Origin of the sequence: Vibrio sp. SCSIO 43097 (assembly GCF_023650755.1) — a bacterium.
GTDB classification, from domain to species: domain Bacteria; phylum Pseudomonadota; class Gammaproteobacteria; order Enterobacterales; family Vibrionaceae; genus Vibrio; species Vibrio alginolyticus.
Window position 1 is genome coordinate 1,366,047 of record NZ_CP071840.1, and the last position, 15,209, is coordinate 1,381,255.

The 15,209-nt window shown below is 40.3% G+C and carries 24 protein-coding genes; 23 read left to right on the top strand and 1 reads right to left on the bottom strand.

The annotated features are described in order from the left end of the window. Positions 1 to 5 precede the first annotated feature (5 nt). The 22 genes from J4N40_RS06555 (at position 6) to J4N40_RS06725 (ending at position 13,473) form a co-directional block, all read left to right on the top strand. Positions 6 to 464 (top strand): GNAT family N-acetyltransferase, encoded by a 459-nt coding sequence (locus J4N40_RS06555; RefSeq protein ID WP_031781187.1) that lies wholly within the window; start codon positions 6 to 8, stop codon positions 462 to 464. A gap of 151 nt (positions 465 to 615) precedes the next feature. Continuing rightward, on the top strand, positions 616 to 1,023 hold the full coding sequence (locus J4N40_RS06565) for a hypothetical protein (protein ID WP_250654440.1): 408 nt from the start codon (positions 616 to 618) through the stop codon (positions 1,021 to 1,023). 139 nt (positions 1,024 to 1,162) lie between these two features. Continuing rightward, positions 1,163 to 1,567 (top strand): hydrolase, encoded by a 405-nt coding sequence (locus tag J4N40_RS06575; RefSeq protein WP_250654441.1) that lies wholly within the window; start codon positions 1,163 to 1,165, stop codon positions 1,565 to 1,567. 150 nt (positions 1,568 to 1,717) lie between these two features. Continuing rightward, on the top strand, positions 1,718 to 2,146 hold the full coding sequence (locus tag J4N40_RS24585) for a hypothetical protein (protein ID WP_318128744.1): 429 nt from the start codon (positions 1,718 to 1,720) through the stop codon (positions 2,144 to 2,146). Between the two features lie 69 nt (positions 2,147 to 2,215). After that, complete coding sequence (locus J4N40_RS06590) at positions 2,216 to 2,725, top strand: hypothetical protein (RefSeq protein WP_060658548.1); 510 nt, start codon at positions 2,216 to 2,218, stop codon at positions 2,723 to 2,725. Between the two features lie 136 nt (positions 2,726 to 2,861). Continuing rightward, positions 2,862 to 3,260 carry a DUF6232 family protein gene (locus tag J4N40_RS06595; RefSeq protein ID WP_025539256.1) on the top strand — a complete coding sequence of 133 codons (399 nt, stop codon included), beginning with the start codon at positions 2,862 to 2,864 and terminating at the stop codon, positions 3,258 to 3,260. 134 nt (positions 3,261 to 3,394) lie between these two features. After that, on the top strand, positions 3,395 to 4,072 hold the full coding sequence (locus J4N40_RS06605) for a hypothetical protein (protein WP_064355028.1): 678 nt from the start codon (positions 3,395 to 3,397) through the stop codon (positions 4,070 to 4,072). Positions 4,073 to 4,223: 151 nt separating this feature from the next. Continuing rightward, positions 4,224 to 5,030, top strand: coding sequence for a hypothetical protein (locus J4N40_RS06615; protein ID WP_250654443.1), 807 nt, complete (start codon positions 4,224 to 4,226; stop codon positions 5,028 to 5,030). Between the two features lie 134 nt (positions 5,031 to 5,164). Then, positions 5,165 to 5,674 (top strand): DUF4303 domain-containing protein, encoded by a 510-nt coding sequence (locus tag J4N40_RS06620; protein ID WP_171346365.1) that lies wholly within the window; start codon positions 5,165 to 5,167, stop codon positions 5,672 to 5,674. A 141-nt stretch (positions 5,675 to 5,815) separates the two neighbouring features. Beyond that, positions 5,816 to 6,262, top strand: a complete 447-nt coding sequence (locus J4N40_RS06630; protein WP_171346364.1) for a GNAT family N-acetyltransferase — start codon at positions 5,816 to 5,818, stop codon at positions 6,260 to 6,262. A gap of 151 nt (positions 6,263 to 6,413) precedes the next feature. Next, a complete protein-coding gene (locus J4N40_RS06635) occupies positions 6,414 to 6,680 on the top strand; it encodes a barstar family protein (protein WP_140280437.1) in 267 nt (88 codons plus the stop codon). 154 nt (positions 6,681 to 6,834) lie between these two features. Next, positions 6,835 to 7,125 (top strand): hypothetical protein, encoded by a 291-nt coding sequence (locus J4N40_RS06645; RefSeq protein ID WP_042523463.1) that lies wholly within the window; start codon positions 6,835 to 6,837, stop codon positions 7,123 to 7,125. A gap of 140 nt (positions 7,126 to 7,265) precedes the next feature. Beyond that, on the top strand, positions 7,266 to 7,811 hold the full coding sequence (locus tag J4N40_RS06650; RefSeq protein WP_171346386.1) for a hypothetical protein: 546 nt from the start codon (positions 7,266 to 7,268) through the stop codon (positions 7,809 to 7,811). 138 nt (positions 7,812 to 7,949) lie between these two features. Next, a complete protein-coding gene (locus J4N40_RS06660) occupies positions 7,950 to 8,345 on the top strand; it encodes an ACT domain-containing protein (RefSeq protein ID WP_042524285.1) in 396 nt (131 codons plus the stop codon). Positions 8,346 to 8,500: 155 nt separating this feature from the next. Further along, positions 8,501 to 8,977 (top strand): GNAT family N-acetyltransferase, encoded by a 477-nt coding sequence (locus J4N40_RS06665; RefSeq protein WP_054730962.1) that lies wholly within the window; start codon positions 8,501 to 8,503, stop codon positions 8,975 to 8,977. Between the two features lie 217 nt (positions 8,978 to 9,194). Then, complete coding sequence (locus tag J4N40_RS06670) at positions 9,195 to 9,725, top strand: hypothetical protein (RefSeq protein WP_115386118.1); 531 nt, start codon at positions 9,195 to 9,197, stop codon at positions 9,723 to 9,725. A gap of 390 nt (positions 9,726 to 10,115) precedes the next feature. Further along, positions 10,116 to 10,628, top strand: coding sequence for a hypothetical protein (locus J4N40_RS06680; RefSeq protein ID WP_115386121.1), 513 nt, complete (start codon positions 10,116 to 10,118; stop codon positions 10,626 to 10,628). Positions 10,629 to 10,764: 136 nt separating this feature from the next. Then, positions 10,765 to 11,337, top strand: coding sequence for a hypothetical protein (locus J4N40_RS06690; RefSeq protein ID WP_025768910.1), 573 nt, complete (start codon positions 10,765 to 10,767; stop codon positions 11,335 to 11,337). A 188-nt stretch (positions 11,338 to 11,525) separates the two neighbouring features. Then, on the top strand, positions 11,526 to 11,783 hold the full coding sequence (locus tag J4N40_RS06700) for a type II toxin-antitoxin system Phd/YefM family antitoxin (RefSeq protein ID WP_005377012.1): 258 nt from the start codon (positions 11,526 to 11,528) through the stop codon (positions 11,781 to 11,783). Then, entirely contained in the window at positions 11,771 to 12,073 is a 303-nt protein-coding gene (locus tag J4N40_RS06705) for a type II toxin-antitoxin system RelE/ParE family toxin (RefSeq protein ID WP_005377013.1), read from the top strand. The genes J4N40_RS06700 and J4N40_RS06705 overlap by 13 nt, the downstream gene beginning before the upstream one ends. 156 nt (positions 12,074 to 12,229) lie before the next feature. Then, positions 12,230 to 12,871 (top strand): hypothetical protein, encoded by a 642-nt coding sequence (locus J4N40_RS06715; RefSeq protein WP_115386087.1) that lies wholly within the window; start codon positions 12,230 to 12,232, stop codon positions 12,869 to 12,871. Between the two features lie 248 nt (positions 12,872 to 13,119). Continuing rightward, entirely contained in the window at positions 13,120 to 13,473 is a 354-nt protein-coding gene (locus J4N40_RS06725; RefSeq protein ID WP_147289569.1) for a hypothetical protein, read from the top strand. Between the two features lie 30 nt (positions 13,474 to 13,503). Here J4N40_RS06725 and J4N40_RS06730 read toward each other — a convergent pair whose 3' ends face one another. Then, on the bottom strand, positions 13,504 to 14,475 hold the full coding sequence (locus tag J4N40_RS06730; protein ID WP_050550131.1) for an IS30 family transposase: 972 nt from the start codon (positions 14,473 to 14,475) through the stop codon (positions 13,504 to 13,506). Positions 14,476 to 14,722: 247 nt separating this feature from the next. Here J4N40_RS06730 and J4N40_RS06740 point away from each other — a divergent pair, with 247 nt between their 5' ends. Then, entirely contained in the window at positions 14,723 to 15,184 is a 462-nt protein-coding gene (locus J4N40_RS06740) for a GIY-YIG nuclease family protein (RefSeq protein ID WP_025796455.1), read from the top strand. Positions 15,185 to 15,209 lie beyond the last annotated feature (25 nt).

Below are 15,209 nucleotides of genomic sequence, written 5' to 3' on the forward strand. Positions count from 1 at the left end.
TGGATATGGAAATCACAATCAGGCGTATCAAAACAGAAAGCATTGAAGACAAAGGTATATTCGAGACTTTGTTTAGAGAGTACCTATCTGGATTCTCAGTTGAGCTAGATCTCTCAGTAATTGCTCAGTTATTTGCATTGCCTTATTTCCACGGATTTATCAGTTTTGTCGACGATAAGCCCGCCGGTTTTGCGGTTTGCTTTGAATCGTTTTCAACTTATCGTGCGCAAAGAGTGATGAATATCCATGACTTTATGGTGTCGGACAACTTTCGTGGCAAAGGTGTGGGCAAAGCGCAACTGAATGGTATCGAACAGCATTGTCGTGATAATGATTACCTCAAAATCACACTAGAGGTCGGTGATGATAATGTTGCAGCTAAAAAGCTCTACAGTTCATTGGACTACGAAGATTACAGAGTAGTTTTGACAGGGCAGCAACATTGGCAAAAGTACCTCAATTAGCACGCACATAACAAACTGTTCAAGAGGGATTCGCAACGCGTGGCATTTTCACTATGCGTTGGTTTTAGTGTTTAAGGTGGTATGCGGTGGCTTTGGTATTGCGTTGCTCACCCCTTAACAGGGCGTTATGTGTTTAATTTGAGTTCAGTATATGAATCATGAGTTTTATGAGCACTTGATTGAGAGTGATGAATTTTGTTTGTATTTGGGGCGTTTAACTTTATTGGTCTCAAAACTTGAATCTAGATTGAAAGAAATAATTATTGCCTCAGAGGTTAAAGTTAGAATCAAGTTAGATAAACCGACATTAGGTCCTTTAATCGGTTGCTGCAAAGAACACCAACTTGTGAATAAAGACGTCGTTTTTTTGTTGGATTACATATTGGAACGTCGCAATTACGTAGTTCACAATTTGTACCCATTGTTCGATGGTAAAATTGAACCGACCCTTTTACCAAATGACAATCTGGTTTCAGAAGATGCAGAATATCTTTTTGCTAAGTGTGTTCGAGAGTTGTCGGAAGAGGTGAAAGAAACTCTTAAAATGTTAAACACATAACAAACTGTTTAAGAGTGATTCGCAACGCGTGGCATTTTTACTATGCGTTGCGTTTAGTGTTTAAGGTGGTTTGCGGTGGCATCGGCATTGCGTTGCTCACACCTTAACAGGGCGTTATGTGCTTTGGGAGAAAATGGACATGGATATTCCCGATAGATTCAAAAATGTAAGATACGTTTCATCCCGCATTCCAGGTTGCAAAGATGATTCCGACTTAACGCTTGGAGCTAACTGTCAGGTCTTTGCGTATAATCTGCTCAGAGACTTCGGTCTAAATCCACCTAACTACCGTTCTAGTGAACTGTGGAATGACTCAGAGTTCAGTGAGGTGGTCACTGAGTTTAAGCCGCTAGATATCATGTTGTACAACGACTCTGCTGACTCATACGGAGCACACGTTGGAGTGTACGCCGGTAATGGACTCGTCTACCATCTGTCTTTGTCCAATGGCTTACCCAAGTTTGAGCGCCATTTAGACTTACTTCAACAAAGTAAGTATCGGTTTTTTATTGGTGCCAAGCGTATAAAGCAGTTTGGTGCATAACGTAAGCACGCACATAACAAACTGTTCAAGAGGGATTCGCAACGCGTGGCATTTTTACTATGCGTTGATTTTAGTGTTTAAGGTGGTATGCGGCGGCTTCGGTATTGCGTTGCTCACCCCTTAACAGGGCGTTATGTGCTTGGAGATCAAATGATAAAACAGCCTCCTTACAAAGTTGAGTTTGGCCAATCTGGAGAAGTCCCTCCGGCGCACGTTGTTGCCATAGATAATACCTCAATAAATTTAAGCAATAGCAGTCGAGATGGCGATACAGGCGGTCGTATTGATGAGCTTGCTCTCAATGGTGGGATTCAATCAAAGGAAACCAAACAGATGATGCTTGAGCTCAATAAGCAGGGTTTTGTGTTTGCTTACGATGATAAAGCTTATATTTCACCTAGCCATTTTATGAAGCAACTTTTATTGAGCGGTGACCTAAGAACATCATTCAAAGAAATCAGTTGGTCAAGTCCAAAGCGATGGTGTCTTACAGAGTATGAATTTGAGCCACATAACAAACTGTTCAAGAGGGATTCGCAACGCGTGGCATTTTTACTATGCGTTGATTTTAGTGATTAAGGTGGTATGCGGCGGCATTGGTATTGCGTTGCTCACCCCTTAACAGGGCGTTATAACTCAGAGGAAGCTATGTCAGCAAAATGGGTTGAAATAGAGCAAATATTGACAGACTTGCTTGGAGATCTAACGATGGCTGTTACAGTCCTAAAGGACTATGAATCGAAGCCATTTATGAAAGAGTCGCAGAACCTTGCAAAAAGACAGTGTATTTGGAGGTTGTGTACATTTTCGTTAGTGATTAACTGCTGTAAATATGTAGAGCTAAACACCAAGTATGGCAATGAATTCAATAAATTGATTCCCGAGCATAATAAAGTAAGGGGGCAATTTAATGAATCAGTCAAAAAGAACAAAGCAATTAACAAGCTAAGAAATCACTGTGTTGCGCATGTTAGTGACAAGTCAGTGCATCTTTCTCCGATTGAAGTGCAAAAAGAAATTATTGAAATGTTTGGCGGGCAACATGCTGATGATTTTTTAAACTGGGTTTGCCCTGACAACCTTGAAAGTACAAATAAAACGGAAAGTTTAGTTGGCGTCATCTGGCTACTTAGAGATGCGGTGTCATCTAAGTTATAACAAAGCGTTTAAGGCAGATTCGCAACGCTGGGCATTCTTAGTTCTAGTTGAGTTTTGTGTTTACGGTGTAATGGTTTAGGTTAGGTGGAGGCGTTGCTCACTACTTAACGCGGCGTTATACGAATAGAGGGAAATTATGTACAAAAGTAATGATTTTAACTTGGATTCAAAAGAGTTCAGGTTTAAGAAAGACTCATATCCTTTGTCTAAGATAAACAATGTTAGGGTTAAAAAGTTAAGTTTTCTTGATAATTTAGGTCAAGTTTTATTCTGGGTATGTGTTTTTTCAGGGGCAGTTTGGTTAGTTATTCCAAGGTTGGAAGAGGTGCCACAATGGCTACTAGTTTTAGTTCTTAGTCTGACGGTTGTAGGTTTGGTTTTTGCTCTTTTTCGTTGTTCTAAATATGCACTTCAAGTCGAGTTTCGTCACATAGATGAAACGGGCGTTCAATGGGTTAATGTCGCTAAGTCATACTCAAAGTCAGATTGTGAGTTATTTGAACAGCAAGTGTTGGCACTGAAGAAATTCGTATAACAAATTGTTCAAGAGTGATTCGGCACGCGTGGCATTTTTACTATGCGTTGGCTTTAGTAGTTAAGGTGTTATGCGGAACCTTCGGTATTGCGTGCCTCACACCTTAACAAGGCGTTAAGCGGCAGGAGAGAGAATTGATTACTATAAATGAAGTTACAGAAATTAACGTTGCTAAAAAGTATGGTCTGTATTGGTCAAAATCTATATGTGTGGACGATCCAAAAATTAACGGATTATATGTTTATCAGCCGACTAGTTTACCTTTCGAGCCTTTCTATGAGATTTCACAAAAGTTGGAGCAACTAAACAACCACATATTCCTTCAACTATGTGCGACTACAAATAGGTTTGAATACGCTCAAGATGCAACCAGTAACTCGAATTATACTCAGATTGAGTGGAGTCTATATAAGGAGGTTGCTGATCAAAATCTTGAATCATGGGATTACAATCTTAAAGTCTTATCTCTAGTTAATCCGATTATATTGATTTCAACCTTCTTGGAGTGGGCGCTAAAACGCTTGCTACTTGTGTGTTGTGATGTTCACAAATTTAAGGCTCCCAAAGGTAAAAGTAATATTGATGCAATGCTTGAGGAAATCATCAACAAGCTAGGTCTACAAGTCGAAATCCCTCAGTCTTTTCAAGAAAAACTAGATAGCTATAGATTTATACGCAATAAATTTGCACACGGTGAATGGGACCAGATTGGCACGCTTCAAGATCAAGATGTAAAAGAGTACTTAGTGCATATTGAGAAGCTATTTAAAGTATTAGAGGCTCAAATTATTCACAAGAAATATACGTATTGAGAGTCAGCCGCTTAACAAATTGTTCAAGAGTGATTCGGCACGCATGGCATTTTTACTATGCGTTGGTTTTAGTGGTTAAGGTGGTATGCAGAAGCATCGGTATCGTGTGCCTCACACCTTAACAAGGCGTTATATTATTTATTGAGAAGCGATGAAAAAATTAAAGAATTGGCTAATTGAACGAGTACTGAAACATGTGGTTTCTCAGAATTGCCCTGCGAGAATACCTCGCTCGGGAGACGCAGGTTCGAAAGTAAGATGCTACTCAACAGTTATTAAAGTTATGGGCAAAGAAGAGTTACTAGCGAAACAAGTTACTGATGGAAAAGTCATAGGGTATTTGTGGGATAAGCATTTACAACGCTTTGATGAAGAAGCCGCAATCGAGTTGCATTGGTTAGAACCAAATAGTTTAGATATTCGTCGGTACATTGGTTATTTCGAAGTTACCTATGAAAGTTTGTGGGACTACCTTATCAATGATCAAACGGGCTATATGGCATTTAGAGCCTTCCTGTTCCGCACCCGTAGTCGAGTTGCCCAGTATGTTTTTAATAAACGCACTCTAGAATTAAAAAAACGGCATGAACTACTATCTTTCCTTATACAAAACTATGGCTCAATGAGGTCTGAGTTCTCCCTTATAACCTTAATGCACAAGGCTTATTCTCTCTATTCATTTCATCATCCGGATAAAGAAAAGCTAAAACGATTGCTAGAACTACAGTTAGACTCATTTGTACAGTCTGGCGAAATAAAAAGGCAGGATGGTAGCTATAAATTAACGGGCAAAGCAATCCAAACATTGGAAACATTTCAGTTGGAAAGCCGCAGGCATAAAATGGCCGTAATACAACAATGGCTAATGATTACATTAACATTCGTGTTAGCGCTTATAGGGCTTGTCCAAGCCAATATAATCAAGTTTCCAACAGTCTGGGAGCTAAAAATAATATAACAAAGCGTTTAAGACAGATTCCCAACGCTTGGCATTTTTCATTCCATCGTTGGGTATTGTGTTTACGGTGGTATGGTTAAGTTTCGTGGTGGCGTTGCTCACTACTTAACGCGGCGTTATACATTTGGAGCAATATGAAACTTAAGCAACTAGAAAATATACTCTACAAGGCGACCAAATCAATAATAGTAAGGTTGTCGTCTGAGTTTCCGCAGCATCACTTTTATTACGTAGCTTTGGTCACAACTGGAGAGGGGCATCGACCTATTTTTTCGGCTTGGTCTGACGAACTGTTGCAAACCGCAACTTCATCCTCTGAAGACCATGAAGAAATAAAGTGGTCATATGCAGACTCACCGTTGTTTGGTTTCTGCGATGAATACTTCTCAGATGTTGAACTACTTTTGGACAATGTGAGCGCTGAATGTGGTTTTAGTGAAGAGACTACGGCAGTTCTTTTATCTGCGATGGAGTCGGCTCTTAAGCGCTTGGATATTGAAGGTTACTTAGATAGCTTAAATTGTCGAAATAAACTTTATATCAACGCAGAAATCATGCCGCCAGACGCGACAAACGTTGAACGAGCATATAGGTTAAATCCGCGTGAGTCCTTAGATAGTTGGCTTCGAGAGGCGGCGGAATAAATGTATAACAAATTGTTCAAGAGTGATTCGGCACGCGTGGCATTTTTGCTATGCGTCAGTTTTAGTGGTTAAGGTGGTATGCGGGAGCTTCGGTATTGCTTGCCTCACACCTTAACAAGGCGTTATGTGCTCGGAGGAAATATGGAAATTCAGAAAGTCCAAAAAGCGGACTTGGACGCAGTAACAAGGCTTGTGTCAGAGGTTTCGGCCAAGGATGTGCTTCCACTGCTTAATGCACAAGGAAAGAAAGAGTATAAGGACAGAGTTCTATCTGACCTAGCGACTACTTTCGATGATGAGAATTTTTCATCAATTAAGGCTGTATCGAGTGGGGAAATACTTGGTTTTGCTGCTTTGCGTGATGGGAACTATTTAACACACTTGTTTGTTGCTAATTCTCAACAGGGTTCAGGTTTAGGTCGTACGCTATTGAATCATTTGCTTAATCAAACAGACGCTTGTGAGGTTAGTCTACGCTCATCGGTGAATGCTGTTGGGTTCTACAATCGCCATGGTTTCGTAGCAACAGGCGAAGAAGCAGAGTTCAACGGAATTCGTTTCGTGCCAATGTCTTTAGTACGCAAATAACAAGCAATTTAAGAGGGATTCACAACGCTTGGCATTTTTGCTTCTACTTCAAATTTAGTGTTTATGGCACAGTGCTTGAGGTTTGGGTGGAGGCGTTGTTCACCCCTTAATTGGGCGTTATAGCGCAGCGGTATTTATCAGAAGAGGGACTATGCGCATTGATTTAACAATGATAGAGAATGAAAATCAACTTCATGAATTGATGGCTAATTGCTTTGGTTTTCCAGATTATTATGGAAAAAACTGGGATGCTTTTTGGGATTGCCTTTGTGATTCGGATGTGCCTAAAGTCATAGAGTTTGTAGGTTCTAGTCATTTGAAGTCAGCTCTCCCAGAGAGTTTCGAATCTTTAAAAAGTTGTTTTGATGATTTGAGCCGAGAGTATCCAAATATAGCTACCAGAGTAGACTGGAACTAATGCGCTATAACAAACAATTTAAGAGTGATTCACCACGCTTGGCATTTTTGGTTTGGAGCTAGTTTAGTGATTAGGGCGCTCCAGTTGAGTTTTGTGGTCGCGTGGTTCACACCTTAATTGGGCGTTAAGTGTATTTACAAGTAAGGAGACTAAATTGGCAAGGAAATCTTTGATAGAACATGTGTTTAATGAACTGGTTGATTTGAGTAAGCAGTTTTGGCAGGTGAGCCTTTTTGCCACAATATTGTTTATTGTACTTACGTTGTTTGCAGTAAAATTCGCTGTTGGAGTGCTAAATGGGGTTGAATCTGGTTCACCTACGAATATAGCAATCATAAATTCAATTGGTTGGGTGTTTTATTTAGTACCGATAGTTTTCGGTATGATTACGGTGTTTTTTGGTGTAAACACTCTCAAAGGATATGTGGAGTCAAAATACACTTAACAAAGCGTTTAAGACGGATTCACAACGCTTGGCGATTTCAGCTCCAGTCAGGTTAAGTGTTTAAGGTACAATGGTTTATGTTTTGTGGTCGGCGTTGTTCACCACTTAACGCGGCGTTAGTTTTTATGGAAAAATCGTAAGTGAATATGCGTTGTGAGCTGGAAAGCATTGTTGTTATTGGTGATGACGAGGCGAAAATTAAATGCGTTTTTATAGAAGTAATTTGTGCATTGCATAAATATAATTGGGCTGGTGCTTGTCATGCTAGCACGGTATTTATGTTTATACTCCTCAAGGAACTCGAGGTGGATGTCCAAATGTGTACTGGATGGATTAAGTGCGATAAAGCAGTTTTTGGACATTCGTGGCTAGAGTACAAAAAATTACCAATTGACGCTGCTGTTAGTTTGGGAAATGTGATGAGCTTTCCTCCGATTTTTCTGGGTAAAAGTGTATTGAAAAACCAAAGTTTACAATTAGAGTATACGTATGGTTACCGTTGGAAAGAAAAGCTCGAAAGTCCCATGGATACTTTATCACGTGAGCCTCTTGGTTCATTTCTGGCTGAGTTTCCAGAACCTCTTTGGCTATTCTTTCACAAAATAGCAAAAGAGTTAGGCTTAACGCTAAAGAAAGAGTCGCTCATAGAAAAATATTTTTACAGTATGTGGGAAGTAAAAAACTAACAAACTGTTTAAGAGTGATTCGCAACGCGTGGCACTTTTACTATGCGTTGGTTTTGGTGTTTAAGGCTGCATGCGGCGGCTTTGGTATTGCGTTGCTCACACCTTAACAGGGCGTTAGCAATATAAGAGGAAACCGATATGTCAGGAATCACAGACCTAGATGAATTATTGCGTTCGATGAGTCCAAAACTAATGGAATCAGAGTTCGTATTTTGTACAGTTTCTGGTGTGCTAGCAGACTATGTTGACCTAAATCCAGTTGCCACGTTTATTGAATCTGAGGGTTTAACTTTGGTTCTAGAGAAATCAGCGGCAGAAAAGGCAGGTTTGTCGTTTGATGGTACATATAGTCAAATAACTCTGACGGTGCACTCCAGTTTGGAAGCTGTAGGTCTTACAGCAGCAGTGGCTAGTAAGTTAGCATCAAAGGGTATTAGTGCTAATGTCATTGCAGCTTATTATCACGACCATATCTTTGTTCAAAGCGGTAAAGCTGAAGTGGCAGTTTCAGCATTAGAAGAGTTCAGTGCATAGGGTTAAGCCATATTGCTAACAAAGCATTTAAGACGGATTCCCAACGCTCGGCATTTTTGGTTTACTTTGAATTTAGTATTTACGATACAATACTTTAAGTGCAGTGGTCTGCGTTGCTCACCACTTAATGCGGCGTTATAACCTTAGAGGGAAAAATGGAACTTAGAGTATTTGAAAAGGAAGATCATGACCTGCTTATCGGTTGGATCGACTCGGATAAATTGAATTATCAATGGGGTGGTCCAAACTTTGAGTTTCCATTGGATTCAGTGCAAATTTCTAAACACTGTTCCCAAGAGCAAGTGTTTCCGTTTATCTTTGTTGTCTCAGGTCAGAACGCTGGCTATGTTGAACTATTCAAAGTTTCAGATTCGCACTTTAGGATTTGCCGCGTATTTGTTTCAGACAGCTTTCGTGGAAAGGGCATTTCAAAGCGTATGCTTGGTCAATTAGTCGATCTAGCAAAAGAAAAATACAGCGCTAGCTTACTATCACTAGCTGTATTTGAACGAAACATAGTTGCGAGAAATTGCTATGAATCGCTTGGTTTTACCGTTATAGCGCATGAAAATGGCTCTCGTTCTTTCGACGGTGAGGTTTGGGGTCTTTTACGTTTGGAAAGACGGTTATAACAAAGCATTTAAGAGTGATTCCCAACGCTTGGCATTTCCAGTTCAAGGTTGGGTTTTGTGTTTACGGTGTAATGGTTTAGGTTCGGTGGTAGCGTTGCTCACACCTTAATGCGGCGTTATAAATCAAGATTGAGATTAGTGTCTGAAAACAGAATATTAAGATGACTTTATTGGTATGTGATTTGTATCATATTTGCTTTGATTGAGGGAATAAGACATGAACGACATACCTGTTCTGAATAAATCAGCGGAAAGGAAGTTAAGCATTATCAATGATACACCTGCAATATTTACTATCGTTGATAGCGATAGCGCAGTCGGTAGAAAGCCATTATACGAAATAGATAGCTTCAGTGAAGTTGGCAAATGGTGCGGTTTGATAATTCATCAATCAAAGAAACATGGTGTAGACCCACGTCTAGTCGCAGCAATAATGTATATGGAAACTACTCATGGCTGGTATGATAAAGTCTATCCTTTGAGAAAAACCATATTGCCGATGAATCTACATTATTCATATTGGAAAGACATTGGCGTCAACAAAGAAGCCCTAGGCTGTCCTTACTACAATATTGAGTTCGGGATCATTCTATTATCTAGAATACAGGCACGTATTGAAAATCCGACGATAAGAAAAATAGCTACGATCTATAATTTTTTGGGTGCTGAAGTAGTTAGCGATTACGGCGCACGTGTAGCCAAGCTATATCTTGAGCAACCATGGAGCCCAGCCAAATGTGCCGTTTAAAACACTTTATCGTGTCTATTGTTGTTTCTAGTATTCTAGCTTGCATTCCCCTATATGTTGCAGTCAAACATAACTCAATGGGAGAGTTTTGTACTGCTAAATCTCTTGCTCTAAGTACTTGTAGGTATGACTTTAACTATATTTTTATGGTTTGGGGTAGTTGGTTTGTAATTATCTTTGTTTGTTTAATTGTGCTCACTTTTTTAATGCTAGTCGCCAAACGGCTCGTACAGAAACAGTGGCAATGATTTATAACAAACTGTTTAAGAGTGATTCGCAACGCGTGGCATTTTTACTATGCGTTGGTTTTAGTGATTAAGGTGGTATGCGGAAGCATCGGTATTGCGTTGCTCACACCTTAACAGGGCGTTATGCATATTAGAGAGAATAATGAACTCATACACGAGCGAATGTAAAAGGTTGTCTATCAATGGACGAGCTGCGATTGGTCTGCTTGTCTTTGAGCGTTTCTGTGTTCTTCATGGTTTAGAACTTCATGATAATCAGGAGTTTTTAGAGCACTTATGGGATTGGTTTCTCATTGATGGTCCAGACGAATTCGAGCCTTGGGAATCTAAACGACCCACTTTAGTAAATTGTGGGCTAGGTGACGAATTTCCCGAGGATTTACAGCTTTCCCTCGCTCAAAACGGTATCGGCGAGAGTCAGTTTAGGACTATTGTCGGTGGCGTAACCGATATTTTATGGGGTAGTTTTTGGGGAGCGGCTGAAAACGAACAATCAATGGCTGCACTTGAAAGTGTCATTTCAGCTAGTGGCATAGAACAACTGCCGGTTTTGACACCGTTCAAGTTCTCATTGTTTTCACAAAACGAAGGTTGGGGTGACAAAGTCACACCTCAAGATTTGGAGTTTTGGCGCACCTGTGTGAAATATGCATAACAAATTGTTCAAGAGTGATTCGGCACGCGTGGCACTTTTACTATGCGTTTGTTTTGGTGGTTAAGGTGCTCTGCGGAGGCTTCGGTATTGCGTGCCTCACACCTTAACAAGGCGTTAGCATTTCCTTGGTGGAATAATGGAATATTATAAATATATAGTAGATGCTTTAAGCTCTACGGCAGCTTTTATCGCAATACTGACTGTATTAATTAGTTGGTATAAAAATGCACAGCCTGCATTGAGGATTGAGCGTGTAGTCGTCCATAAAAGACAATCACATAGTGACTACATTATTGTTGTCCGAAATCGAAAATCTTATCCAGTAACCATCAATTCAATATCATGTTATAAAAAGTTATCGTACATGGTAGAAAAAGAGAACGGTCAACCACCTGAATACCGGGAAGCATTATCGGAATCTGATCGAGTATTCTCGAAAAATGAAGTGTTGGAGTTTGCTGCTAACGGGCATACAGACATTCGGATTAAAGGTGGTGTTATTACCGAGGATATATCCAAACTTTTGTTTTCCGCTCAAACTTCTCATGGATATCACAGGCAAGTATGCAAAGATATTTTGACTGTGAACATGACAGGAAAAACCAAAGTAATGGGTATGGAGGTCATGTTCAATACTGAGTCGAAACTAAAAGCAAAGGTAAAGTATGCATGGCTTAGTTTATGTAACATGTGTGCACGGAAAAGCTAACAATCTGTTTAAGAGTGATTCGCAACGCGTGGCATTTTCACTATGCGTTGCGTTTGATGATTAAGGTGGTTTGCGGAGGCATCGGTATTGCGTTGCTCACACCTTAACAGGGCGTTAGCCGTCATGGAGCTTGCTATACTCAAAGTGATAGAATAGTATCACTTTAGTATTCCTTTGGAGCAGCTCTCATGAAAGTAGAACTAGTTACATCACTCAAACGTCAAGCAACTAAGATCCTCGCGGATCTCCACGATACCAAAGAGCCAGTGTTAATTACTGAGCATGGTAAGCCATCCGCTTATCTCGTTGATGTTGATGACTACGAGTTTATGCAAAATCGTTTAGCTATTCTTGAGGGTATTGCACGAGGTGAGCGTGCGCTAGCTGACGGTAAAGTGATAAGCCATGATGAAGCCAAGGACAAAATGTCAAAATGGCTGAAATAATCTGGACTGAACCAGCGTTATCTGACCTCAACGATATCGCTGAATACATCGCACTTGAAAATATCGTAGCTGCAAAGCAGTTAGTGCAAACGATCTTCTCCAAAGTCGAACGCCTACAAACTTTCCCAGAGTCAGGTCGTATTCCACCCGAGCTAGAACATCTAAGTTATCGTGAAGTTGTCGTTAATCCATGTCGTGTTTTCTATAAACAAGACGGTGACAAAGTGTTTATTCTGTTTGTTATTCGTGCAGAGAGAGATTTGCGTAAGTTCCTGTTGAGTAAGCAGTAACCTTTGGGAATGAGCGGCTAACAAACTGTTTAAGAGTGATTCGCAACGCGTGGCATTTTTTCTATGCGTTGGTTTTAGTGTTTAAGGTGGTATGCGGCGGCTTCGGCATTGCGTTGCTCACACCTTAACAGGGCGTTAGGTTTAATTGGTGAGATAGTGGATACTAGAAAATTATTCAGAGTTGAAGATAGCTACCCATACGGTAATGCATTGCTCAATTATCAGAGCAATGCAATTGAAGAGGTTTTAGGTTTTGCTGCAAGCTATCGACGTGCGGCTATGGCCTTAGTTGCTGGTCATGATAGACAAAAAGTGGTTGCTATTGATAATGCTGCACTGCCTATTGTGTTTCTTTACCGTCATTCATTTGAATTGTACTTGAAAGCAATGGTTTATCATTCCGCCGCCGTTACGATAAACAAAAGTGAAATTTCAGATGCATTACCCAAATTATGGAAAGGCCACTCTCTTGTAAAGTTGGTAAAAATGGTAAGCCCAGTGATTAAACCAAGCCCATCAAACAATTTAGTGTTTGATGGCGAGTTATATGAAAAAATCCTATCTGTGGCTAACCAAATTGATGCGATCGATGATGGTTCATATAGCTTCCGTTACCCTATAACTAGCAAGGAACAAGCGTCATTGCCCTCACACTTTATGTTCAACATCTTTATTTTTTCAGAGGTGGTCGAGAATATGCTCGATGATGTGTCACAGATTTGTAGGTCATTAAGGCATGGGGGTGAAAAAAACTCATGTCAAATGAAACTATCTTTACCTCGAGTCCTCGTAAAATAAACCTAACAAACAATTTAAGAGTGATTCAGCACGCTTGGCATTTTTGTGTTGGGTCAAGTTTAGTGATTAAGGTGTTCAAATTGAGTGTCGTGGTTGCGTGCTTCACACCTTAATTGGGCGTTATAAGCCCAAGGAAAATTTGAATGTTGAGAAAAATATTTCGAGAGTTATTAATATCGTTAATTTTGGGGAGTATCCCATGTTTCATCGCATACCATTTTAGCGGAGTGTCGGGAGTTACGAATTATTTGAAAGCAATCGATGTCTCAGAAACAACGGTTTACTATTTTTTACTTCTATCCGGTTTCCAGTTTTTAATTTCTGTATTGGGGAAATGGGCACCAAGGCGTTTTGATTCAGTTCGTAAAAGTTTTTGCTTTTTGTACGAAGTAGCCAATGAAGTCGGTACTAGTCTGCTTTGTTTATATCGTATCGTTACGGGCTCGGCTTTGGGTTGTTGTTTAATTGCGTTAACGTCTTATCCTGATTTTGGTGAGTTCAAATACGCTATGTCTTTTTTTGTTGCAGCATTATTGTTCTTATGGGTATGTGTACTTATCAGTGATACATACAATCATGCTAGAAAGCAGCAGTTAGCTTAGGCTCTTAGTATCAAGTTTGAAGTGCGACACTTAGAGTAGCTGCTCATAAATATACTCTGTTGGTGTCTTGTAACCAAGCCTTTGGCGTGGTCTGTTATTCAGTTTATACGCTATCTGGCTGCACAGTCTTTGTGTCACATGAGCCATTGAGGTTTTCTTAGGTAAATATTGGCGTATGAGTCCATTTGTATTCTCATTGGTCCCTCGCTCCCAAGAGTGGTAGGGCGTTGCGAAGTAAAACAAGCATTTATGCTTGTTTTCTATCTCCTGATATTGATTGAATTCTGTACCATTATCAGCAGTGATAGTTCTAAATGGTAAGTTTGAACGTGTAACGATCTCTGTCATTCTCGCGTTGAGTGATACAGTTGTTCGGTCATCTAGCTGTCCGATATAGGTGTAGCCAGTCATTCTGTCAACGAGAGTGACAATGCAGTGCTTAGTTCCGCGACCGATCACGGTATCTATTTCCCAATGTCCAGGTTCTAGGCGTAACTCAGCTTGTTTTGGTCGTTCTGTTATGTGCCTTTTAGCGGCAATTCTCCCCCTGCTATCTTTGGCGTTGTAGCGCTTACGTCTCTGTTTTGGTGATTGACGTAAATGTTTCCAGAGCATGCCTCCGTTGGCTTTATCGGTCCAAATGTGCTGGTAAATAAGCTCATGGCTCATCACTGGATAGCCATGCAAACGGCAATACCCAACGATTTGGTCAGGACTCCAATCGAGCATTATAAGCGCGTCAATAATTTTGAAATCGTGCTTGGTATAGCGCTTGTTACGCCGTGACCGGCTCAACCTGTTTCTAGCTCTTTGTTGTGCTCTAGCAGGCTGATAGGAAGGGTTAGGGCGATAGGCGTTGTATCGAGAGTTACGTTTAAATTCTCGGTAGATAGTGCTCTTGTGACGCCCTAGCTCTTTAGCGATGTTGACGACACTAATGCCTTGCTTTCTAAGTGCGGACATCATATACCTTTCATTCTCAGTGAGGTGTGTGTAATTCATGGTTTTTCACTTCTTGGCGGGAGTAAAATTTATGAATAGCACATCTCACTGTTTTAAATTTCAGGGGTGTCGCACTTCGTACTTGAATCCAAGAAACATAACAAGGCGTTCAAGAGGGATTCGCAACGCGTGGCATTTTCACTATGCGTTGGTTTAAGTGATTAAGGTGGTATGCGTTGGCTTCGGTATTGCGTTGCTCACCCCTTAACAGGGCGTTATGCGTTTTACGTGATTTAGAGGAATAGAAATGAAATTTGAAGGTATTGCTCAACTAAACGAATTCGTTCTATCTATCAATGACTTTATTCACAATGAGGAAAACCATTCAGTTGTCCAATACCCTCGAAATTCTGTTAGTAGCTGGAATGTAAAATCCATAGAAGAAGAGAACGAAGCCCTTCTTAATTCAGTTTCAGGTTCAGCAAATATTTACGCAATTTTTGAGTTAGAAGACAACAATGATAAGCCGACTCTGAAGTACATTGGTAAAACTACTCGAAGACTGGCAAGGCAACGCTTAAGAAATCATTTGATAACTAAGCATGCTAAAACTGGAGCTAAGTTAGAATCTGTAAAAGATCTAGTACGAAGGGGGCATACAATCAAAATAGCATACCTTCCAATTGAACCTGAGTCTTTAAGAAACTACGTTGAAGAAGAACTGATTTTTCTGAACAAAAGCGCAGAATGGAATCGAGAAAACGCATAACAAAGCATTTAAGAGTGATTCGCAA

Excerpts from the sequence above, each read along its gene's own strand:
- J4N40_RS06555 (WP_031781187.1), top strand. The coding sequence starts at position 6 with ATGGAAATCACAATCAGGCGTATCAAAACAGAAAGCATTGAAGACAAA.
- J4N40_RS06565 (WP_250654440.1), top strand. The coding sequence starts at position 616 with ATGAATCATGAGTTTTATGAGCACTTGATTGAGAGTGATGAATTTTGT.
- J4N40_RS06575 (WP_250654441.1), top strand. The coding sequence starts at position 1,163 with ATGGATATTCCCGATAGATTCAAAAATGTAAGATACGTTTCATCCCGC.
- J4N40_RS24585 (WP_318128744.1), top strand. The coding sequence starts at position 1,718 with ATGATAAAACAGCCTCCTTACAAAGTTGAGTTTGGCCAATCTGGAGAA.
- J4N40_RS06590 (WP_060658548.1), top strand. The coding sequence starts at position 2,216 with ATGTCAGCAAAATGGGTTGAAATAGAGCAAATATTGACAGACTTGCTT.
- J4N40_RS06595 (WP_025539256.1), top strand. The coding sequence starts at position 2,862 with ATGTACAAAAGTAATGATTTTAACTTGGATTCAAAAGAGTTCAGGTTT.
- J4N40_RS06615 (WP_250654443.1), top strand. The coding sequence starts at position 4,224 with ATGAAAAAATTAAAGAATTGGCTAATTGAACGAGTACTGAAACATGTG.
- J4N40_RS06620 (WP_171346365.1), top strand. The coding sequence starts at position 5,165 with ATGAAACTTAAGCAACTAGAAAATATACTCTACAAGGCGACCAAATCA.
- J4N40_RS06630 (WP_171346364.1), top strand. The coding sequence starts at position 5,816 with ATGGAAATTCAGAAAGTCCAAAAAGCGGACTTGGACGCAGTAACAAGG.
- J4N40_RS06635 (WP_140280437.1), top strand. The coding sequence starts at position 6,414 with ATGCGCATTGATTTAACAATGATAGAGAATGAAAATCAACTTCATGAA.
- J4N40_RS06660 (WP_042524285.1), top strand. The coding sequence starts at position 7,950 with ATGTCAGGAATCACAGACCTAGATGAATTATTGCGTTCGATGAGTCCA.
- J4N40_RS06665 (WP_054730962.1), top strand. The coding sequence starts at position 8,501 with ATGGAACTTAGAGTATTTGAAAAGGAAGATCATGACCTGCTTATCGGT.
- J4N40_RS06670 (WP_115386118.1), top strand. The coding sequence starts at position 9,195 with ATGAACGACATACCTGTTCTGAATAAATCAGCGGAAAGGAAGTTAAGC.
- J4N40_RS06680 (WP_115386121.1), top strand. The coding sequence starts at position 10,116 with ATGAACTCATACACGAGCGAATGTAAAAGGTTGTCTATCAATGGACGA.
- J4N40_RS06690 (WP_025768910.1), top strand. The coding sequence starts at position 10,765 with ATGGAATATTATAAATATATAGTAGATGCTTTAAGCTCTACGGCAGCT.
- J4N40_RS06700 (WP_005377012.1), top strand. The coding sequence starts at position 11,526 with ATGAAAGTAGAACTAGTTACATCACTCAAACGTCAAGCAACTAAGATC.
- J4N40_RS06705 (WP_005377013.1), top strand. The coding sequence starts at position 11,771 with ATGGCTGAAATAATCTGGACTGAACCAGCGTTATCTGACCTCAACGAT.
- J4N40_RS06730 (WP_050550131.1), bottom strand. The coding sequence starts at position 14,475 with ATGAATTACACACACCTCACTGAGAATGAAAGGTATATGATGTCCGCA.
- J4N40_RS06740 (WP_025796455.1), top strand. The coding sequence starts at position 14,723 with ATGAAATTTGAAGGTATTGCTCAACTAAACGAATTCGTTCTATCTATC.